At 59.5% G+C, this 20,508-nt stretch carries 22 protein-coding genes and 2 pseudogenes; 12 read left to right on the top strand and 12 right to left on the bottom strand.

Features of this window, described 5'->3' with window-relative positions:
- The first annotated feature begins 38 nt into the window (after positions 1–38).
- Complete coding sequence (locus tag G9X64_RS03565; RefSeq protein ID WP_210259605.1) at positions 39–1,283, top strand: efflux RND transporter periplasmic adaptor subunit; 1,245 nt, start codon at positions 39–41, stop codon at positions 1,281–1,283.
- Between the two features lie 295 nt (positions 1,284–1,578).
- Complete coding sequence (locus tag G9X64_RS03570; RefSeq protein ID WP_171375937.1) at positions 1,579–4,749, top strand: efflux RND transporter permease subunit; 3,171 nt, start codon at positions 1,579–1,581, stop codon at positions 4,747–4,749.
- Between the two features lie 121 nt (positions 4,750–4,870).
- Here the strand turns inward: G9X64_RS03570 and G9X64_RS03575 are convergent, their stop codons facing one another.
- Positions 4,871–5,146: a hypothetical protein gene (locus G9X64_RS03575; RefSeq protein ID WP_171375938.1), complete on the bottom strand. Its 276-nt coding sequence runs from the start codon at positions 5,144–5,146 to the stop codon at positions 4,871–4,873.
- Between the two features lie 185 nt (positions 5,147–5,331).
- Here G9X64_RS03575 and G9X64_RS03580 point away from each other — a divergent pair, with 185 nt between their 5' ends.
- The 5 genes and pseudogenes from G9X64_RS03580 to mug all read left to right on the top strand — a co-directional run bounded on the left by G9X64_RS03580 (position 5,332) and on the right by mug (position 9,207).
- A complete protein-coding gene (locus tag G9X64_RS03580) occupies positions 5,332–6,486 on the top strand; it encodes an alkene reductase (protein ID WP_171375939.1) in 1,155 nt (384 codons plus the stop codon).
- A 172-nt stretch (positions 6,487–6,658) separates the two neighbouring features.
- Positions 6,659–7,261, top strand: a pseudogene (locus tag G9X64_RS03585) (DUF924 family protein).
- Positions 7,262–7,348: 87 nt separating this feature from the next.
- Positions 7,349–7,978: a DNA-3-methyladenine glycosylase family protein gene (locus tag G9X64_RS03590; protein WP_312864015.1), complete on the top strand. Its 630-nt coding sequence runs from the start codon at positions 7,349–7,351 to the stop codon at positions 7,976–7,978.
- A gap of 90 nt (positions 7,979–8,068) precedes the next feature.
- The gene (locus G9X64_RS03595; protein WP_171375940.1) at positions 8,069–8,605 is read left to right on the top strand and encodes a TetR/AcrR family transcriptional regulator; all 537 of its coding nucleotides are present in this window, start codon (positions 8,069–8,071) and stop codon (positions 8,603–8,605) included.
- Positions 8,606–8,697: 92 nt separating this feature from the next.
- Complete coding sequence (gene mug / locus G9X64_RS03600; RefSeq protein ID WP_171375941.1) at positions 8,698–9,207, top strand: G/U mismatch-specific DNA glycosylase; 510 nt, start codon at positions 8,698–8,700, stop codon at positions 9,205–9,207.
- Here mug and G9X64_RS03605 read toward each other — a convergent pair.
- Positions 9,149–9,883 (bottom strand): DUF1993 domain-containing protein, encoded by a 735-nt coding sequence (locus G9X64_RS03605; protein ID WP_210259606.1) that lies wholly within the window; start codon positions 9,881–9,883, stop codon positions 9,149–9,151. The genes mug and G9X64_RS03605 overlap by 59 nt on opposite strands.
- 113 nt (positions 9,884–9,996) lie before the next feature.
- Between G9X64_RS03605 and G9X64_RS03610 the strand changes: the two genes are divergently transcribed.
- Positions 9,997–10,770 carry an SDR family NAD(P)-dependent oxidoreductase gene (locus tag G9X64_RS03610; RefSeq protein WP_171375942.1) on the top strand — a complete coding sequence of 258 codons (774 nt, stop codon included), beginning with the start codon at positions 9,997–9,999 and terminating at the stop codon, positions 10,768–10,770.
- Positions 10,771–10,855: 85 nt separating this feature from the next.
- Positions 10,856–11,335 (top strand): methylated-DNA--[protein]-cysteine S-methyltransferase, encoded by a 480-nt coding sequence (locus tag G9X64_RS03615; RefSeq protein ID WP_171375943.1) that lies wholly within the window; start codon positions 10,856–10,858, stop codon positions 11,333–11,335.
- Between the two features lie 416 nt (positions 11,336–11,751).
- On the opposite strand, the gene G9X64_RS37070 is transcribed toward G9X64_RS03615, so the two are convergent.
- On the bottom strand, positions 11,752–12,279 hold the full coding sequence (locus tag G9X64_RS37070) for an AlkA N-terminal domain-containing protein (RefSeq protein WP_312864018.1): 528 nt from the start codon (positions 12,277–12,279) through the stop codon (positions 11,752–11,754).
- Positions 12,245–12,520 carry a helix-turn-helix domain-containing protein gene (locus G9X64_RS37075; RefSeq protein ID WP_312864019.1) on the bottom strand — a complete coding sequence of 92 codons (276 nt, stop codon included), beginning with the start codon at positions 12,518–12,520 and terminating at the stop codon, positions 12,245–12,247. Before G9X64_RS37075 ends, G9X64_RS37070 begins: the two co-directional genes overlap by 35 nt.
- Between G9X64_RS37075 and G9X64_RS37080 the strand changes: the two genes are divergently transcribed.
- Positions 12,431–12,628: a hypothetical protein gene (locus G9X64_RS37080; RefSeq protein WP_312864016.1), complete on the top strand. Its 198-nt coding sequence runs from the start codon at positions 12,431–12,433 to the stop codon at positions 12,626–12,628. The two genes, G9X64_RS37075 and G9X64_RS37080, sit on opposite strands and share 90 nt — an antisense overlap.
- Here the strand turns inward: G9X64_RS37080 and G9X64_RS37085 are convergent.
- The 8 genes from G9X64_RS37085 to G9X64_RS03665 form a co-directional block, all read right to left on the bottom strand.
- Positions 12,564–12,836 (bottom strand): Ada metal-binding domain-containing protein, encoded by a 273-nt coding sequence (locus tag G9X64_RS37085; protein WP_312864020.1) that lies wholly within the window; start codon positions 12,834–12,836, stop codon positions 12,564–12,566. The two genes, G9X64_RS37080 and G9X64_RS37085, sit on opposite strands and share 65 nt — an antisense overlap.
- Positions 12,837–13,056: 220 nt before the next feature.
- The gene (locus tag G9X64_RS03635) at positions 13,057–13,803 is read right to left on the bottom strand and encodes an isocitrate lyase/PEP mutase family protein (RefSeq protein ID WP_171375944.1); all 747 of its coding nucleotides are present in this window, start codon (positions 13,801–13,803) and stop codon (positions 13,057–13,059) included.
- Between the two features lie 395 nt (positions 13,804–14,198).
- A complete protein-coding gene (locus tag G9X64_RS03640) occupies positions 14,199–14,702 on the bottom strand; it encodes a GNAT family N-acetyltransferase (RefSeq protein ID WP_171375945.1) in 504 nt (167 codons plus the stop codon).
- Positions 14,699–14,998 carry a type II toxin-antitoxin system TacA family antitoxin gene (locus tag G9X64_RS03645; protein ID WP_171375946.1) on the bottom strand — a complete coding sequence of 100 codons (300 nt, stop codon included), beginning with the start codon at positions 14,996–14,998 and terminating at the stop codon, positions 14,699–14,701. Before G9X64_RS03645 ends, G9X64_RS03640 begins: the two co-directional genes overlap by 4 nt.
- Before the next feature lie 294 nt (positions 14,999–15,292).
- Positions 15,293–15,967: an amino acid ABC transporter permease gene (locus G9X64_RS03650; protein WP_171375947.1), complete on the bottom strand. Its 675-nt coding sequence runs from the start codon at positions 15,965–15,967 to the stop codon at positions 15,293–15,295.
- A gap of 90 nt (positions 15,968–16,057) precedes the next feature.
- Entirely contained in the window at positions 16,058–16,855 is a 798-nt protein-coding gene (locus G9X64_RS03655) for an ABC transporter substrate-binding protein (protein WP_171375948.1), read from the bottom strand.
- 123 nt (positions 16,856–16,978) lie between these two features.
- Positions 16,979–18,277 carry an aspartate aminotransferase family protein gene (locus G9X64_RS03660; protein WP_171375965.1) on the bottom strand — a complete coding sequence of 433 codons (1,299 nt, stop codon included), beginning with the start codon at positions 18,275–18,277 and terminating at the stop codon, positions 16,979–16,981.
- Between the two features lie 220 nt (positions 18,278–18,497).
- Positions 18,498–19,424 (bottom strand): LysR substrate-binding domain-containing protein, encoded by a 927-nt coding sequence (locus G9X64_RS03665; RefSeq protein WP_168313575.1) that lies wholly within the window; start codon positions 19,422–19,424, stop codon positions 18,498–18,500.
- A 748-nt stretch (positions 19,425–20,172) separates the two neighbouring features.
- Between G9X64_RS03665 and G9X64_RS03670 the strand changes: the two genes are divergently transcribed.
- Positions 20,173–20,349 (top strand): hypothetical protein, encoded by a 177-nt coding sequence (locus tag G9X64_RS03670; RefSeq protein ID WP_171375949.1) that lies wholly within the window; start codon positions 20,173–20,175, stop codon positions 20,347–20,349.
- A gap of 35 nt (positions 20,350–20,384) precedes the next feature.
- Positions 20,385–20,508 (top strand): annotated as a pseudogene (locus G9X64_RS36345) (ribosome small subunit-dependent GTPase A); the annotation flags it as partial.

The raw sequence follows: 20,508 nt of genomic DNA on the forward strand, positions 1-20,508 counted from the left end.
CTTTCGAAATATCTATCAAACCAAAAGGAAGACACATCATGAGCGACTTTGTTATGAGATCCCCGATCGACAACACAGTTTCCAATAAAGCACGTAGCCACAAGGGCTTGCGCTGGCAGCTCCCCCTTCTCACCGCGATTGTCGCCGGTGGCGTGGGCGGGTTCGCTTACTTCAGCCAGGAGACCTCGCAGGCTTCGGTTGCTCCTGCCGCGCCACTGGCGGCCGTCACCGTCAGCAACCCGCTGCAGCGCGACGTCGATACACGCCTTGGAGCGATTGGCCAGTTCTCGGCCGTCAACAAGGTCGAGCTCCGCGCCCAGGTCGGCGGCACGCTGTCAGAGATCCACTTCGAGGACGGCCAGATCGTCAAAAAGGGTGATCTTCTGTTTGCCATCGATCCCCGCCCCTACGAGATCAAACTTGCCCAGGCGAACGCAGCGCTCGAATCGGCCAAGGCACGGTATAACCTCGCAACAAACCAGCTGGATCGGGTGCAGGCACTCCTCAAGACCGGCACCTCGACACGAGAAATCCTCGATCAGCGTGTTTCCGAGCAACATGCCGCGCAGGCCGCGATCGACGACGCACAGTCACAGATCCGCAACGCTCAGCTCGATCTCGAATATACGAAGGTGAGGGCACCCTTCACTGGCCGTATCGGAGCTCGGCAGGTCTCAACCGGTGGCCTGATTGCCGGCAGTCGCGCTGCGGCCAGCCCGACGACGTTGCTCGCAACACTCGTCTCGCTCGACCCGATCTATCTCGACTTCGATATGAGCGAACAGGATTACCTGACGTTCCAGCGCCAGCGCCAAAAGCAGACCGGCTCGCTCGACAACAAGGTCGAGGCATCGCTGAGCGACGAAACCGACTATGGCCTTCAGGGCTCACTCAACTTCCTCGACAACGCGGTTGACCGCTCGAGCGGTACGATCCATACCCGCGCGACGTTCAAGAACCCTGATCTCTTCCTGGCGCCTGGACAGTTTGCCCGTGTTCGTATCGGCTTGACCGCTCCGGCTCCGGCGCTCCTCGTGCCCGACGCTTCCGTTCTTGCCGATCAGTCCTCGCATATCGTCCTGACCGTCAGCGACAAGAATGTGGTCGTGCCGAAGCCGGTGGAGCTCGGTGACTTGCGCGACGGCTTGCGTGTCGTCCGCTCGGGCCTTGTTGCCACTGACAAGGTCATCATCGATGGCATCCCAACCGCCCGTCCGGGCTCGGTTGTCGACCCGCGCGCAGAGCCGACCAAGGTCGCCTTGAACAAGACTGTGACCGAATGAGGCCCCTGTGCAGCCGACATGAGGCTGCATCGAGAAAGACAGTCTCGGCATGGTTCCGAGCCCCTCCAAGACGGATGAACGTTGGCTCGCTCCTCCGTCTCGAAGGATTAAACGAAAGAAAAAGCTCGGGGAACTGCGGCTCTATCGATAGATAGAGGATTGACACGCCTCCGTCCGCCCCTCTAATTGTCCAGCAATCTATCGATAGATAGTTACGGTTTGAACTTCACACGGTGTCGACCGTGGTTGAACTCGCTCAAGCCGCGTCTATTCAAAACCTAGGCTGAGTCGAACCATGAAGCTCGCACATTTTTTCATCGATCATCCACGCTTCGCGACGGTGATCAACATCTTCTTCGTGTTGATCGGTCTGGCGATGCTGACGTCGCTGCCGGTTGCCCAATACCCCAACATCGTTCCACCGACTGTTCAGATTACAACCGCCTACCCCGGTGCGTCAGGTGAGATCGTGGCCCGCACGGTCGCCACGCCGCTTGAGCAGGCTGTGAATGGCGTCGAGAGCATGGACTACATCACCAGTCAGTCGACCGGAAATGGCCTTTTGACCATCACCGTGATCTTCAAGGTTGGGACTGATCCCAACACGGCGCTGATGTTGACCCGAAACCGGGTTCAAGACACGCTCTCGCGCCTCCCACAGGAAGTCCAGCTTCAGGGCGTGCAGGTCAAGAAGACCATCCCGGCACTCTTGCTCGGCGTGCATCCTTACTCGCCAGACGGATCCCGTAGCGCCGAATACATCTCGAACTACTTCATCCTCCACGTCAAAGATGAAATCTCGCGTCTGCCAGGCGTCGCTGATCTCTGGAACCTAGGGGAGCGCCAGTACGCCATGCGGATCTGGGTTGATCCCGACAAGGCCGGCGCTTCCAACATCAGCGCGAACGAGATCCTGAGCGCGCTTCGTGCCCAGAACGCTCAGGTTTCGGCCGGAACCCTGAACGCACCACCAGTGTCGAACCCGGGAGCCTATCAGATCAGCGTCGAGGCGCTCGGTCGTCTGACGACGCCCGAACAGTTCGGCGACGTCATCGTCAAGTCGGACGCACAAGGCCGAGTGACACGCATCCGCGATATCGCTCGCGTCGAGTTGGGCGCAGCCGATTACGGTTCGAAAGCCTATGCGGACCGCTACGACTCGTCGCCGTTCTGGGTGATTGCCCAGCCTGGCGCAAACGTCGTCCAAGTTGAGAAGGCGGTCTGGGGCAAGATGGCGGAGTTGAAGAAGAGCTTCCCGCCCGGCCTTGACTACATCAACATCTATGACCCGACGACTTTCGTCAGCCAGTCGATCGACGAAGTCGTGCACACGATCTTTGAAGCCATTGTCCTCGTCGTGATCGTGGTGTTTGTCTTCCTGCAAAATTGGCGGGCGACGATCATCCCGGTGTTGGCCATCCCGATTTCGCTCGTCGGCACGTTCACGATCCTCGCCATCTTCGGTGTTTCCATCAACAATTTGTCGTTGTTCGGCCTCGTCCTCGCGGTCGGTATCGTCGTCGACGACGCAATCGTCGTTGTCGAAAATGTCGAGCGCAATATGCAAGCGGGCATGTCGCCGCGCGAAGCAGCGCACCAGACCATGACCGATGTCTCAACGGCGTTGATCGCTATCGCATTGACACTCTGCGCGGTCTTCGTTCCGGCTGCGTTCATTTCGGGGATCGGTGGCCTGTTCTTCAAGCAGTTCGCAATCACGATCTCAGCCTCGACCGTGATCTCCTGCTTCGTCTCCCTGACGCTGAGCCCCGCTCTGTGCGCCGTCCTGCTGAAGCCGCATCAAACCGGTGAGCACGCCAAGCCGCGTGGTCTTCGCCGGATCATGCCCGCCATATTTGGCCGGTTCAACCGCGGCTTCGAGTGGCTGTCGTCCGCCTATGGCAAGATGACGGCGCGTTTCGTCCGCGTCACCGCCATCATCGGTTTCGTCTATCTCGCGCTGATCGGTCTTACGGGCTTCCAGATGTCGCGCATGCCCACGGGCTTCATCCCCGAACAGGACATTGGATACCTGGTCGTGGTCATTCAGCTTCCTCCTGGCTCAAGCCTTGCCCGCACGGACGAAGTTGTCCGGCAGGTGAACGATATTGCCCTAAATATCAAGGGCATGGAGCATACCTCGCCGGTGACCGGCTTTGACGTGACGACCAACACCGTCGCGCCCAATGCAGGTACGATCTTCGTCGCGCTGCCTTCGCTCTATGGAAAGAGCATTCCGGGCGTGAACGCTGCAGCCATGCTGAAGATCCTTCGCGAGAAGGTGGCCGTTGTGAAGGATGCTTACGTTATTGCGGTCATGCCGCCGCCCGTTCAGGGCCTCGGCTCAGCCGGCGGTTTCAAGCTGATGCTCGAAGATCGCGGCGGCCTTGGGCCCCAGGCACTTGCCAAAGCCGCCAACGATCTCGTGGCGGCCGCCAATAAGGAACCGGCTTTCGGGGGCGTATTCACCCTCTACAATGCTGGTTCGCCATCGCTGTTTACTGACATCGATCGATTGAAGGCAGAGAAAGTCGGTTTGACGCCGGCGGACGTGTTTTCGACGCTGCAGCTCTATATCGGCTCGCAGTATGTCAATGACTTCAACTACCTCGGCCGCACCTTCCAGGTGATCGCGCAGGCCGAGGGGCAGTTCCGCGGAACGCCGGACGACGTCTCCCGTCTGAAAGTGCGCAACACCGCCGGCGAAATGGTGCCGATCGGTTCGGTCGCGACTTTCCGCAGCGAGACCGCGCCTTACCGCGTTCCGCGTCACAACCTCTACCCTGCGGCCGAGATCATGGGCGCGGCGGGAGCGGGCATCTCCTCGGGTACCGCCATGACGCGAATGGAAGAGCTCGCAAAGGAGGTTCTTCCGACCGGTGTCGGGTTCGAGTGGACCGAGTTGTCCTACCAGGAGAAGCAGCAGGGCACGCCGACGATCCTCGTCTTTGCAGCCGCCGCGTTGTTCGTCTTCCTCGTGCTCGCCGCACAGTATGAAAGCTGGAAAACACCGCTATCGATCGTGCTCATCCTGCCCATGTGCCTACTAACCGCAGCCGCCGGTTTGCAGCTACGCGGCATGCCGATCGACATCCTCGCGCAGATCGGCTTCGTCGTGCTCGTTGGCCTCGCTGCAAAGAACGCGATCCTGATCGTCGAGTTTGCACGCCAGGAAGAGGCGCGGGGCGAGTCCCCCGAACAGGCGGCGGTCGGCGCGGCGAAGACACGACTTCGGCCGATCCTTATGACGTCGTTTGCCTTCATCCTGGGTGTCCTGCCACTTGCGACCGCAACTGGCGCCGGTGCCGAGATGCGGCAATCGCTTGGAACCGCCGTCTTCTTCGGAATGCTGGGCGTGACGATCTTCGGGCTCCTTTTCACGCCAGCCTTCTACGTCATGGTCCAGCGATTCCGCGCGAAGAAGGCAGATCCGGTGGAGGAAGCCTCGGCTTCTCAATCCGCTTGACCTCACGGGACGGGGATCGGCGCGTTGCCGGTCTCGCAACGAGCTCGATGCCGCGCTCCCAAGCTCTGGCGTAGTGGGGGATTCTGGAAGCTGAACTGCCCAAAGCGCGGAGAAGGGACGGTCAACCATTCCCCTCCGCCCGCAGGTCCTTGAGCCGGACGCTGGCGAGGCGTGCTTTCGCTGCGGTGAAAACAAGGTCGATGACCTTGCTGTCATGGCCGAGCCTGAAACATTCCACGACAAGACCAACGAGCACGCTCTCGCTGATGACCAGCAAGTCCGAATAGGAGCCGCCAGCCGCTCGGGTCTCCGCGATGATTTCAGCAACGACGCGCTTTGCGAGGCGGTTGTGCAGTTCAGTCGCGGCCTCGGCGGTCAAACGGGGTTTTTCGGACATTTGCATCCTCGGTCGCCTTCTAGCGACTATGTGCTTGGCACTCGGTTACCATCGGGCGCGCGGCCTCGACTCGAATTATCGGGTCTGCATCTCTCTATCGATAGATAGATCTTGACGAGGAAGATTTCCAGTTGAATATTGTGGTTCGCCTAACGACCTATCGATAGATAGAGCAAGGAGATAAGATGAGTCTGCAACATTCCGCCACCGCCAGAACGCTCTTCACGCCCGTTCGCATCGGTCCCTTCACATTGAAACACCGTATCGTCCTGCCGCCGCTGAGCCGGCTGCGCGCGCAGCCGGGGACTGCTATTCCCAGCGAACTGCAGCTGGAATACTACTCGCAACGCGCCTCGGACGGCGGCCTTATCATCGCGGAGGCGACTGCGATCGCAGCGTCCGCGCGCGGCTACTACCACGCGCCCGGCCTTTACTCCGACGAGCAGGTCGCCGGATGGAAGCGCATCACCGACGCGGTTCACGCCAGGGGTGGCATCTTCTTCACGCAGCTCTGGCACGCCGGCCGTACGTCCCACATCGAGATCACGGGGTCGCAACCGGTGACGGCGTCGGTCGATCCGGCCTATTGGGCCGATACGAGCGTCATGGTCGATGCTCCCGACGGTTTCAAGCCGGCGTCACCGCATCGTGCACTCGAAACCGCCGAGATCGCAACGATCGTCGAACAGTATCGCGATGCCGCGCGGAACGCCAAGCGTGCGGGATTCGACGGCGTAGAGCTTATGGCTGCCAACGGCCACCTGATCGACCAGTTCCTCCAGGACAACGCGAACAAGCGCACCGACCGCTACGGCGGGTCGATCGAGAACAGGGCACGTCTTCTCCTTGAGGTCGTCAACACGCTTACCGAAGTCTGGGGCGCCGATCGCGTCGGCGTGCGGCTTGCGCCGAGCAACAGCTTCAACGGCATGGGCGACAGCGATCCGCGTGCCTTGTTCGGCTATGTCGTGCAGCAGATGGACGCTCTGGGCATCGCCTACCTCCACATCATCGAGCCGCGCGTGAAGGGCGCTGACACGATCGCCGAGAGCCAGCCGCCAGTCGCCTCGCAACAGCTCGGCAAGCTCTTCCGCGGTCCCGTCATTGCCGCAGGCGGCTTCAATCCTGCGACGGCCGAGGCCACTGTGGCGACCGGCGACGCCAACCTGATCGCCTTCGGTCGCCACTTCGTCGCCAACCCGGACCTCCCGAAACGAATCGAGCGTGGCCTGCCGCTCAACCCGTACGATCGCAGCACATTCTACGCCTTCGACGCACGTGGCTACACCGACTATCCGTTCTACGACACATCGCTCGCCAATCCGCTCCCTGCGGCCTGAAGACACGTGCCCTGCCGGTCGCAGTCCGGCCGGGCACGGCCGCCCTTCTACCACATGGCGCGGCACGTTTCGTTGCAGCGTTCATCGCAGTCCTTTCAAACGTGGCGAGCTGGCGGCTGATCCGGACCGCGAGAAACAGCTGGTCCTAAACATGTGTAGGAGCAGAAGCACGATGACCAAAACAATCCTGCATTCCCTCGAAACCGAAACCCTACGGCACGTGCGCGACCTTGATCCGCGCATTGCTGCGGTCAATACTTTCTGGCGTCGCGCTGGGCATCGACAGGTGGTTGGCAAAAGAGCCGCTCTTTGACGCCGATTTTCATCTCCGCTTCGAAGCCTTGCATTTCACGGCCGCCGCTCGCCAACTCGACCATTGGGCCGACACCGCCGAGGGCGCGCTGGCGCTCATGGTGTTACTCGACCAATTTCCGCGCAACAGCTATCGCAACACAGCGCACAGGTTCGCCACCGATCGGCTGGCGCTGCGGTTTGCTCGATTGGCGATCGACCGCGGCGACGAAACAGGCGAATCGAGCACGACTTGCGTGTGTTCTTCTACCTTCCGCTCATACATTCCGAGGACCTCGAAGATCAGGTCCGCGCGGTTCGGCTTTGCGAGGCCTCAATGGGTACGGGAGCTATCTTATACGCGCGTATTCATCACGATATCATCGCGCGCTTTGGGCGATTCCCGCACCGAAATCCCATGGTTGGGCGCGACACAACGCCGGAGGAGCAAGCCTTCCTCGACGGCGGCGGTTTCACGGCTTGATGAGCGCCGAGAGCATCGAGATCCCACATATGCCTCACCGACGAGGATGGAAGCAAATGAAACCAACACCTGAAGGTCTGCAACATCGTGATCCCCACCGACGCTGAACTTGAAGCGGGCCGCCTCGCCCTCGCTCGCCTCGATCCGCTAATGGCGAAAGCACATGCCGAGGTTCGGCCCAGCACGTGGGTCGTTCGCGAGCGGGGCTTCAAGGGCCTCGTGCGCCAGATCATCGGCCAGCAGGTTTCGGTCGCCGCCGCCGATTCGATCCGGCGGAAAATGATCGACGGCCTCGGTACACTTACCCAGGAAACGATACTTGCCGCAAATGACGTTCAACTGCGAAGCTACGGACTGTCGGGTCAGAAAATTCGCTACGTGCGCGCCATCGCCGAGGCCGCAGAACTCTTCGAGCGACTCGACGAAATGTCAGACGAGGAGGCGATCACGGCCCTCGTCGCTATCAAGGGTGTCGGTCGATGGACCGCCGAAACCTACCTCATGTTCTCCGAGGGGCGACTCGACTTCTTCCCTGCAGGCGACATCGCGTTGCAGGAGGGCTACCGGCTGCTCGTTGGTTGGGAAGCGCGACCGAGCGAAAAGGTGCTCTATGCTCGCGCCGAAACCTGGAAGCCTTATCGCGGCATCGCCGCCCTGTTGCTTTGGGGTTATTATATGCAGGCGCGTGGCAGGGCCTCCGAGAGCGGCGCCGTCTGAGTCATTGGCAGTGACGCCGAGTGTTGCAATCGACGCCCCTAGTAATTTTCCTCATGACAGTCTATCTATCGATAGACAGGAGACTCTAACATGACCGAAACTGTCGACCGATTATTGGACCTCGCCGAGGCTCGCATGTGCGACGCTGGTTACAGGGGGTTCAGCTTTCGCGGGCTTGCCGCGGAAATTGGTATCAAAAGCGCAAGCGTCCACCATCACTTTCCGACCAAGGCCGGGATGGCTGCAGCCGTGGCTCGACGCTACGGCGAACGCTTCTTCGAGCTCGTCGGCCGACGTCCTAGAGAAACCGCGGACGAGGTCATTGCGGTCTATCGGTCGATCTTCCGCAGTGAAATCGAACGCGACGGCCGCATGTGCCTGAACGGCATGCTCGGCGCCGAAGCTGGCGGCTTGCCCGCCGAGGTCCTCGAAGAGATCGAGACTTATTTCCGCCGATGCATCGACGATCTTTCGAGCCGGATCGGTGGACCGAACGCAGCCGAACGAGCTTTCCACATCATGGCAGCGCTCGAAGGTGGACTGATCCTCGCTCGCGCATACGGCGACATCAGCGTCTTCGATCATGCGACCGCGAGCCTGACAACTCCCGCGCTCGCAGCAGCGTAGACAGTCCCGACCACCAGGCTGAACTGGCGGTTCGGCCGGTACGCCACCTGCCTTCCGTGAGCCAATGCCGACGACACCAAGGACGGTTCGACATGGCCGGCTATGACCCTGACATCCTCAAGAAGGGGCTGAAGGTTGTCTTTTGCGGCCTCAATCCGGGCATTAGCACCGAATCGTCCGGCCACAGCTTCTCCACGCCGAGCAATCGGTTCTGGAACGTGCTCTATCTCGCCGGTTTCACCGACGTGCGCCTGGAGTCGAAGGATGAACCTCGCCTGCTTGCTTACGGATGCGGCCTCACGACCGCCGTCCGCCGCCCGACGCAGCGAGCGAGCGAGATTTCGGCTGGTGAGTTTCGAGATGCTCGGGCAGCCCTGGAAGAGCGGATCCGCGACTTCGCGCCACGGTCAATCGCATTCCTCGGTAAACGTGCGCTCGCGGAAATGCTGCAGGCGAGCGACGTGGCCTGGGGCCGTCAGCCCTTTGACTTTGGAGGCGTCCCGGCATGGGTATTGCCAAATCCAAGCGGGCTTAATCGAGGTTTCAGCCTCGACGCGCTTGTCCGAGCGTATGTGACATTTCGCCTAGAAATCGAGCGCTGACGCGCGCCCGTCCCATCCCGCTGGGCTTCAGTTGGGATTCTCGGGAATGAGGCGTCATGGAATGCCGGGCGACCCTTGTCGTTTGCGGCCGAGGGGCTGGCACCCTCATGGTCGACGAAATTGAGGTTCCGAGAAAGTCCATTTTGCCGACGTCGACGGCGTGGTTACGAAGGATCGCGTAGACCATCGCAATGTGAAAGTAGACATTCGGTATCGTCATCTGGAGAAGGTAGTCCTTGCCGCGGAGAACCTTTCCCGGCGCCCACGACAGACCGACCTGTCGGCCTTCGTTCCCTTGGTACTGCTCTTGAGCGACACTTTGCGCAAACTCGATCGTCTTGCGAATGCGAGCGCGCAGCTCCTCGGCTGTCTTCTCATTGTCCTCGTGTCTGGGCGGCCTTTGTCCTGACAGCCAAGCGGCTCCCGCCTTGACATAATCGCAAGCGCTCTGGACCTGATAGATCAATAGTTTCATGTCCGGCGCGAGGCTGCCGTTCAACAACGAACCGACATCGACGTTCTTCGTTTTTGCAAACGCTTCAGCTTTGTCGAGCCCGCCTTCGACTAGCTTTAGCGACTGCGTGCATTGCGGGACAACTTCATAATACATCTTCGGACCCTCTGCTCGAACGTTGCCTTCGCGGGTATGATGGAGGCTTTGCGGATAACCCTTCATACAATGCACCCCGATGACTGTCTATCGATAGATAGGGATTGACCTGATGCTCGTCTCCAGTTATCGAAGAACGCGTCTATCTATCGATAGGTATCAATTCAAGGAAAAGGGCTATGCGATTTCAGGATAAGGTAGCGATCGTCACCGGTGGTAATTCCGGGATGGGGAAGGAAGTGGCGCGACGCTTCGTGGCGGAGGGCGGTCGCGTTGTCGTCAATGGTCGAAATGCCGCAAAGACCGAGGCCGCGGCCAAGGACATCGATCCGACAGGAAAGCTTGCGATCGCGCAGGTCGGGGATGTTGCGTCGCCCGCGACCGGTGAGGCTGCGGTGAAGGGCGCCCTTGATCACTTCGGACGACTGGATGTCCTTTTCAACAACGCGGGAATTTTCACCCCGAAGCCGTTCCTCGAAGTCGATGAGGCCGAATATGACCGTTTCGCCGACGCCATCCTCAAGGGGAGCTTCTTTGCTGCGCAGGCCGCAGCGAAAGCGATGAAGGCTGCGGGCCGGGGCGGGGCGATCGTCCAAACTGGCTCAATGTGGGCCCTGCAGGCAATCGGCGCGACACCGTCGGCTGCGTACTCAGCGGCAAAGGCCGGCGTGCATGCGCTGACGAAGAATCTTGCCATCGAGCTCGCGGCCGACAAGATCCGGGTAAATGCGATCGCTCCAGGCATTATCGAGACGCCCGTTTTCAACACCTTCCTCAGCGAGGAACAAGTCGCGCAGGTGCTTCCGACCTTCAACGCAATGCACCCTCTCGGTCGCAACGGCCAGCCCGAGGACGCCGCAGAAGCCCTTCTGTTTCTCGCCTCGGACCAGGCGAAGTGGATCACCGGCGTCGTCCTGTCCGTCGACGGCGGCATTATGGCCGGACGCCAGTAGACCAAGCGCTGAGACCTTTGCACATCGAGACGCGAAAAGTTTTCGCATCTCGGCTATCGCACAGTCATCGTTTTGGAGGACGCACATGGCTTTCGCGTTCAAGACGGTTGCAACTCCGGTCGGATTGCTCAAGCTCGTGGCGACCGATGTCGCGCTCGCCGCGATACTCTGGGAGAACGACGATCCGAAGCGCGTGCGTCTCGTACCTCTCGTCGAAGATGTCGACCATCCTGTTTTGCTGCTAGTCGAGCGCCAGCTACGGGAATATTTCGCCGGCACGCGCAAGGCGTTCGATCTGCCTCTCGACTTCCTTGGGACCTCATTCCAAAAGCGGGTCTGGTATGAGCTTCTGAATATCCCCTTCGGAGAGACCCGAACCTATAGTGAGATCGCGCATGCGATCGGTAAGCCTCGTGCTTTCCGAGCGGTCGGAGCTGCAAACGGGAAAAACCCGATCTCGATCGTGGCGCCATGTCACCGCGTGATCGGAAAGGACGGCTCGCTCACGGGGTTTGCCGGTGGTCTTGCTGCCAAGGAGTGCCTCCTTGGAATCGAAGCCGGATAGTTCGCCCGCCTCGTGGCGAAGCCGGGCTCAACGTCTCGACGCACTCCGTCGCGTCAGGCCGCCTTCTCACTCACAGTTGAAGAAGCAGCCCAGAGATGTTGGGCCGCATAAGCCCGCCAAGGGTGCCACGCCTCGGCGCGCTCCAGCAACTGAGCCTCAGTCGGCCGCAGGCCCGTCTCGTCGGCGAGTGCACGCATAAGTCCGACGTCGGCGGCAGGAAAGGCATCGGGCTCACGCATCCCGCGCAGCGCGATGTACTGCGCAGTCCACAGCCAACGCCAGGCAGAGCCTTCAATCGATCAACCGCCTCCTCCAGGCTTCGGCCCATCCCGAGCAAGTTCGGATCGTTCGTCACCGCGGATGCGAGGCCGCGTAATGCACGCACGCGGGAAGGCGGCATCCCAAGCGTGAGGTCGTCATTCGCAATCCGCTCGCTCGCGGAAAATGCGTGTGTCAGACGCACGACGCCCGTCGTCGACGGAGGTGCCGCTTCGCCGTAGCGTTTGACGAGCTTTCTCGCCAGGCCGATGGCTGCCCTCACCGTGATCTGCTGGCCGAGAACTCGCCCGGACTGCGAGCTCAAACCCATCCCATCCACCAGGTGCATGCAGACCTGGGCGGGCGGCAACCATCGGCGCGAGCATGGCGTCGCGCACCAGGTGCTCGTTGATTGCCTCAGGATCCGCCGTGAGGTCGAACACACGTCGGAGCCGCGCGATGATGGCGGGCAGCCGTGAAAGCACCGGAAACCTGATATGAGCGATCAGCGCATCCTCATCGTGTGCTTGCGTGACTTGGACCGAGCCGTTTGCCCCGCCTAGATCGATAACGCGGCTGTAGGCATCGTCCTCGACGAGCTCCATTCCAGGGATAGCGCGCGCAGCAAGGAAGCTCAGCATCGCCGGCCAGTCATACGGCGCACGGTAGCGAAGCCGCACCGTCACGCAGCCCGCCGCGGCCGGGATCTCGGATCCCCCTATCCGGCGCAGCGAGCTTGGGCTGCGACCGAACAGCGTCTGGAATGTCTCCATTGAAACCTCGGATGCTGCCGAAGCCTGACGCAAGCGCGGCTTCGCTCATCGGTAGGTGGGTTTCGTGCAGCAGCTGTTTCGCGAGATGAACGCACCTCGTTTGCGCGACGCCAATTGGCGATGCACCAAGATGCTCGCGAAAGAGCCGGCGCAGGTGTCGCTCGCCGACCTCGACGCGTTCTGCGAGCGTGGCGACGTCACCGTTTTCGTCGAGGGCGCCATCCTCGATGAGAGCCAGCGCCCGGTTGACCGTATTGAATGATCCCCGCCAAGCGCCAATGTCCGGCGTCTTCCGGACGGCAACGCAGGCACGGCCGGTAGCCAGCTTCTCCTGCCGCTGCAGCGGTTGGGTAGAACATCACATTCTGTCGTTTGGGCGTCGTCGCCGGGCAGATCGGCCGGCAGTAGATGCCTGTCGTCTTGACAGCGGTGAAAAAACGGCCGTCAAAGCGGCGATCGCGGGCACTTATGGCCTCTTAACAAGCATTCTGATCGAGGTCCATGAAGGCGACTATGGCGGCTGCCCTCTCTCAAGTCTCGCGGTTTTCGGACATGTTCGTCTCGCAGACGCACGAGCGGTAAATTACTTTGAGCGTCTTCGCGTGGGCGGTCTAGACTTTTCCTCTACCGGCGTAGATCGGCCTCGGCGAGCTCAACTTGCTCGCCGATGGCCTACGCTCAGCGGCTGCGCTACGAAAAGATCTCCGTGGCCTTCTTCTTCAGCGCGTCCATCGCTTCGATAAACGGGATAGGCCCGTAGCTAATGCGAGCGACGCCGAGCTTCACGAGCTCGTCGTTGGAAGGCAGCCCGCCCGTGACCATAACATTGATGGGCAGCGTCGCCTCGCTGGCGATCCTTTTGATCAAGCCTGCATCCGTCAGACCGGGGATGAAGAAACCGGACGCGCCGGCCGCCGCATATGCTTTTTCGCGCCGCAGGGCGTCTTCGGGATCGGATGCGTTCCCGAAAAATACATCGGTGCGAGCGTTGATGAAGAAGGGGACACCCTTCTGGTCAGCCACACGCCGGATCGCGGCGATACGCTTTGCCTGCCGATCAAGATCATAGAGGCCCTTCCCCTTAACCACACGGTCCTCGAAGTTGATGCCGATCACGCCGAGTTCGAGAAGCTTGGAGATGTTAGACGCGAGCTTGTCATCGTTGTCGCTGTATCCGCCTTCGAAATCCACGGTAACCGGTACGTCGACCGTCGAAGCGATCCTACCGGCGACCTGCTCGGCAATCGCGATCGGAAGATCCTCACCGTCCTCGTATCCTTGCGCAGCCGCCACAGACCAGCTGCTCGTGGCGATCGCCTTCGCCCCCGCTTCGGCAATCGCCTTTGCGCTGCCGGCGTCCCACGCATTGAACAGAATCAGCGGGGCGCCTTTGACGTGGAGGGCGGCGAACTCCTTGGCTCTATCGGCTTGGGTCATTGGTCTTCTCCTATCTCAACCTGTCGGATCCAGCATCCAAACGCGCATTGCGCGCTTTGAAACCGGATTCGCTACCGTCGCAAACCTATCTATCGATAGATCGTCGATCTCATTATGTTCGGTAGTTCGCAATGTCAACGTCTATCTATCGATAGACCATGAGCGGGGGCCACGCCTGCCGGAAGACAGGAGACTCCGCTGACGATCCGTCTAGCGGCTTCGCAGCTGAATCATTTTGTGACATTTGGTCCAAAACGGGTTCTGGCGTAGATATCTAAGTGCGATTCTTCCTCTGGTCGCCTTGATGGGAGCCGAACCGACGACACGGCATGGCTTCAACACTCGTTTCAGCAAGTTAGAAACGGCTGTAAATGCGCTGAGCTCAAGTCGACAAACTACGGTTGGGAGTTCAGAGCGCTGTTGAGATCATTCAGCCCGACCATCAGCATCATGGGATCAGATGGCGAAGGCAGAAAGCCGACCGCCTCATAGAAGGCTCGCGCATTATCGGAAATCGCATGCACAAGCACGCCGCGGATGCCAAGGATCTCAGCGGCATTGAGCAAACGTAAGCCTGCGTCGCGCACCAATGCTCTGCCGATCCCGCGCCCCTGATAGGACTGATCGATGGCGAGACGACCAAGCACGGCAACTGGAATTGGATCGGGCATGTTGCGCCGAAAACGGCCTGGCGCTTCCGGTTGTTTCACTGCCCCGGAAGCGAGTGCGTAATAGGCGATGACGCGATTTTCTTCACACACGACAAAGGTGCGCGATGCGCCACCTGCCTGATTGGCGCGGGCGCGGCGACGCAGCCAGTCGTCCAATTCAGGGACACTGGAATTGAATTCTGACAGCTCGTGATGATCGCCCAGTGGGATGGGTGCGCTGAGAGTCACGCCTCATCCCACGGCGCTTTGGTGGACATCGTGCGTTTCAGACGCTCATTGGGCTGCGTGGGTGCATCTAGTCGGGCAAGGTATTCGGCATAGATTTCGGGGCTAACCGTGAATATGGTACGGTCAAGCAGCACCTCCTCGGCACGGCGCTCTGAAGCCTCCAGCATGAAATCCGTGCGCGTCTTGCCGAGCAATTCAGCGGCGCGGTCGATCAAGTTGCGGGTCGCAGGCTTGATACGTATATTCAGCGGCACGCTGGCGTCCGGGCTTTTACTTGTACGCGAGGTGGTGGGCATAGAAATCTCCTGTCTCCACTAACCATGTAGCGTAACGACATCATCTTTACAAGCGCCGTAAAGATGATGTCGTTACAAGTCTCGCGTCGTGCTGTTTAATTTTATTGCCGGTCTTGAACGGATGCGAACCTTTGACCCGTTATTAGGGGCAGGATTCAACTAAAAATTGTGCACGGTTAAGTCCAGCGTATCGATATGGAGATCGTGCGTGAAGATGTGCCGTGGATCGACCCACCAGGATTGCCTAGCGACTGCCACAAGCCAGGACCAGCGTAAATTCAAAGGGTATCGGCATCAGCGGCTATTTTGCAATTTACTACGCTGCTCAACATAAGTGACCAGCCGGACCATCGGCCAGAGAAACGCAAGGTAGATTAGAGCCGCGCCAATCAGAGGCGTGGGGCTGGCAAAGAATGCCTGGGCGTCATTGGCCTCCTTCAACAGTTCTGGCAGGGCTACCGCGGAAGCAAGCGACGTGTCCTTGAACATCGAGACGCAGTTGCTCGTCATCGGCGGGATGACGAGCTTGATCGCCTGCGGCAAAACAATTTTTCGAAGTGTCGTGATGAAGGACAGGCCGAGTGCATGCGCGGCCTCGAACTGCCCCTTGGGTATGCTCTCGATTCCGCTGCGAAAAACCTCCGCCGAATAGGCCGACATGACAAGGGAGAAAGCGAGCGTCGCCGAAACCCACGCCGACAGGCGTATACCGACAAATGGCAATGCGAAGTAGATCAGGATCAGGACGACCAGCAAAGGCACCGCTCGGAAAATGTCGATAAAGGCAATGGTGAGCCAGCGGACCGGCCGCGGAGCGTAGAGCCGCAGGAGACTGATGACGACGCCCGCGGGAATGCCGAAGCAAATAGCCAGAACCCCCAGCAGCAGAGTGTTAATGACACCGCGAAGCAGTGCTGGGAATACCCCGACGAAGACGTCGACGTTGAAGAATGTATCAATGAGGGTCATAGGCGTCCGGAAGAAGTCAGAGTCTCGGAATCGAGCCGATGGAGCGAACCTCCACCGGCCCGATCGGCATCGGGCTCATGCCTGCCGTTTTCAGCCCTTCGGCACGTCCGCTTCCAACACTGTAGAAGACTGCTCTGGCGCATTCGTACCGAACCACTTCTTGTGGATGGTCTGCATTGTGCCGTCCTTCTTCATGGCGGTTAGCGCCTCGTTGATCTTGCTGAGATAGGGCGAGCTCTTGGCCATCATGATGCCGTACTGCTCGCCCGACTTGATGCGTTCCACCACGCGCATGCCTTTGATCTTGGTAAAGGCGTATTCCATGTTCGGAACGTCACTGGTAACACCATCGACGCGACCGGCTGAGAGGTCCAGCAGCGCATCCTGCGGACTGTTGTAGCTCTTCACCTCGCTGAATTCGTATTTGTCCTTGTTGTCCACCAACCATTTGTGGCTGGTCGATCCGGAATGCGAGCCAACGATCTTGCCCTTGAGGTCTGCGAGACCGTTGATAGCACCATCATCCCTCGCCGCGATTCCCATGGCGGAATCGTAATAGGGCTGGGTGAAAGCCTGCGAAACGAGGCGCTCCTTGGTTATGGTAATAGACGAAATGGCGGCGTCGATACGGCCAGAATTTGTGGCCGGGAAAAGCGGCTGAAAGTCATACCCTACGATGCTGACCGTCATGCCGATGCGTTTTGCCGCTTCGGTGACGATGTCGATCTCGAATCCTTCGAATACGCCGCTCGCGTTCTTGAACTCGAATGGGGGATTGTTCGGATAGGAGCCGACATTGAGCACGCCTTCAGCGTTAGCAATGACGGGCATGGCGATGATGCCGGCTACGGCCGACACGATGAGAATGCTGCGACGTGTGACGTTCATTATGCTTCCCTCTGGTTGGTCCGCGCCGGTTCCTCCCTACCGGCCGGTTCTGCCTTCCACCCGCACTCCCAAACGGGCGTCATTCTTTCATTCCAGATACTCCCGATCATCCAAGCTCGCGCGTCAGCTTCCGAGCGTCTCGACAACCCTCCCGATTGCCGTATCCAGCGCGTTCAGTCCGAAGTCGATCTCCTCCTCCGTTGACGTGATCGGCGGTGCCAGGCGTATCACGCCGGATGTATAGGCTCCGGTTATGTTGGCGGAGAGGCCGAGGTCGAGCGCAACCTGCGTGACCTTCTGGGAGATAGCCGTGCCCGTGTGACCCGCACGGGGAAGAAATTCCATGCCCAGCAGCAAACCACGGCCGCGTATATCTCCGATACATTCGTAATGCTGCATCAGGTTCTGAAGACCTCTCCTCAAGCGGGTACCCAATACTGCCGCTTTCTCGACGAGGCTATCGCGCCGGATGATCTCGAGCACCTTTAGGGCGACGCAGGCAGGCAGCGGATCGTTGACATGCGTCGTCGCGAACATAAATCCGCGGCTGTAGCCAATTTCCGCGATCGCATCCGACGTGGAGACCGATGACATCGCCATGCCTGCCCCCAGCGTCTTGGACAATAGGAGAATGTCGGGCATCACATTGTCGCGCTCGAAGGCAAACATTTCGCCGGTGCGCCCGAGGCTGGTCTGAGCCTCGTCGACGATCAACAACATGCCGCGACGTTCGCAGTGAGCCTTCAAGGCAGCCAGGTAGCCGACAGGCAGGTCGATGACGCCGCCTGTGCTCAGGATCGGTTCGGCGACGAAGGCTGCGAGATTTCCGGTCGACTGGCGATCGAGGAGTTCGAAACTGTCGTCGAGCTCCTGTTGCCAGGTCACACCGGGAAAGCGGGGACGGAACGCATTGGGCGCGGGGATGGCGAAGGCGCCTGGCATCAATGGCCCGTGACCACGCCTTCCGATCGAATAGGTGGCCGACGCGGCCGCGCCGGTCGATCCATGATAGGATTGGGCGAAACCGACAACCTCCCATTTTCCAGTCACGACCTTGGCCAGCCGGATAGCCGCCTCGACCGATTCGCCGCCCGTCGAAAGGAACATCGAGCGTGGAAGCTCGGGTACGAGCTCGGCCAGCGCCTCGGCGAGGTCTACAACTGGCTTCGACACCATCATGCTGAGAAGGTGGTCGAGGCGGCCGGCGCCCTCGTGGATGGTCGCAACAAGTTCCGGGTGGGCATGGCCAAGCACGGAGCTCATCTGCCCGGAGGTAAAGTCGAGGACACGGCGACCGGAGGCGTCGTAAAGCCAGGAGCCTTCGGCACGCTCAGGTATGAAAGGGGTAAAATTGCCACCCAATCCCATGTAGCGGAGCAGGAATTTGTCGGCTTTGATCAGGGTTTGCTCATCAGCATTCATTGACGAAATAAACTCTCTTGTTCGTATTTCCGCGCAGCTGCAAAGACTGCCAGTGATATGATTTTGGCAGATTAGCGCGGGTATCTGGCTTGAAAAGCGCAAAGATTTCGCGCCAATCAATGAGAAATATTCATCATTTGTGAGAGTTGATCTCTCGATCACACTCAAAACCGCGCGAGCGCCTCGAACCTCTGCTAGGACAGCATTGCGTCTTATTCTGTTATTTGTCGGAACCTGCTCCAGTCATCAGCCAATCGATGACGTTACCGACTGTCGCGCTCAGCCTTTTCGTGGAGGGCGTGAAGATCCAGTACCCCAAGCCCGGACGCTCGAGATGCGGAAAAGGTGCGACAAGCGCGCCAGACCTTAACTCGCGCTGCACCAGAATGCTGCTTTCCAGCACGATGCCTAAGCCACCCGCAGCCGCCTGTATAGCTAGATAGGATGGGTCCAGCTGGAGCCTGTTAACCGGATTCCTGTCGAGCTGAACGCCTTGCAGATTCAGCCATTCCTCCCAGGACATATGATTGTGAAATGTGCTGATCAGCGTTTGGCTGAGAAGCGCTTGGGGGGATTCGAACGCATTTGGCTCCACCAGGTCAGGGGCGCAGAATGGCTGGAAGGTTTCTCTAAGCATGAAGGAGGCGCGATCTTTCCATATGTCGCCGCCATAAACTATCTGGATGTCTGCCGGCGCATCGGCCAGCGGCTCCCAGGGCAACCTCTCGCCTTGGATAGATGATCCCTGTGCGTTCAGCCGGATATCGATCCCCGGCTGGAGAGACATCAGATCCGCTAGCCTCGGCAGGATCCAGGAATGAGCAAAGGACGGCGGCGCTTCGATCCTGACGACATCCAACACGCTTCCGTTCTGCCCGCGTGCCCTCATGTCGCTCGTAGCGGCGCGCAGCCAGCGGATGCTGTGGCGCACCGACCGGGCGTATTCGGCGCCTTCTGGTGTCAGCGTGACACCACGCCCTACCCTGTCGAAGAGTTTTACGCCCAAAACTGCCTCCAGCAGACGGATCTGGTGGCTGACGGCGGAGGGCGTCAGGTTCAGTTCCTCCGCAGCTGCGTGAAAACTCTCCGCCCGCGCCGCTGCTTCAAAAACAGAGATTCCGCGCAAGGGCAGCACCCGCTCAGTCATGTATCCCCCGCCACCGACAAACCTAACAAGCGTAAAGGATGGTCGAAATGACACCGCACGACAAGGCATACTCAAGCGCCAGGCGAGCTTTTGACCCATACTTGGAATTCAACCAAGTTTCTGGCGATTTGGCGAAGACGGACGACGTGCTGCACAACAGGCCCGCAACACGATGGCAAAATTCTACTTGTACCATGTGCAATCGCGCGTCGGGAAGCATGTCCTCTCGGGAGGTAACACGTCCGCTTTGCCGGCAAGAGCAAAGGCGCAAAGCCGTCACTGAGTTTGGAGCGCAGTTGGCATCGAGCACAATTCGAATCAGCTTCTTTCGCCTTGAAGGGACTCGAACCGCTGACCAGTTGCCTTGCGAGGGCGAGGCGCCGTAATCCTTGAAGACTGTCAGATAGATGATCGGTCAGTCGTTCCGCTGCCGGCGACCTCCCGTGCCGATGCAAACTTGCCGGGGCTGGGCACGCCGATATAAATCCGAATATCGAGACCTTTGGGCGATTATCTCAGCATCCGGAATCCCGTTCAACTTCCTTTTGAGGATGAATCCTCAAACAGAGGCGGCGTCTTGGGAAGACCAATCAATCTCGGTCGCATCGCACCGGCGGCTCCGGAGGGCCTTGAACGGGATCGAACCGGCGTTGGCTAATCGTGAAGCACCTGATAGATCATAGACTGCCGAGTATGAGGTCTTGGCACCATCTTCAGAGACAACCTCGGACCGGACTGGAGAGCTTTGATGGGCTGGAAAACACCGAAGATCGAATACGTGAATGGCTATAAGATCGTTGAAGTTGAAGGGCCTATGTTCAAAGTCTACGATGGCGACCGTCAGCTCGGGGACGATTTCCCCTACCCCGGCGAAGCTGCTGCTTACGCAACCTCGTTGCCAAAACGGGATCATCCACGCAGCTAGGCGAAACGCCGCGGAAGATCATTCAAAAACCCTTTATGGCAGCCTTATTGAAAGTGGAACAAGATTTGATCAGCTCCCAACTTTCTTCGCCGCTGGAACGGCTTGGGTGGTCTGAATTCTTCGCGGACCAAGTCCAGCCCAGCGAAGCGGACTTGATCC

This window comes from Rhizobium sophorae, from assembly GCF_013087515.1.
GTDB classification, from domain to species: domain Bacteria; phylum Pseudomonadota; class Alphaproteobacteria; order Rhizobiales; family Rhizobiaceae; genus Rhizobium; species Rhizobium sophorae.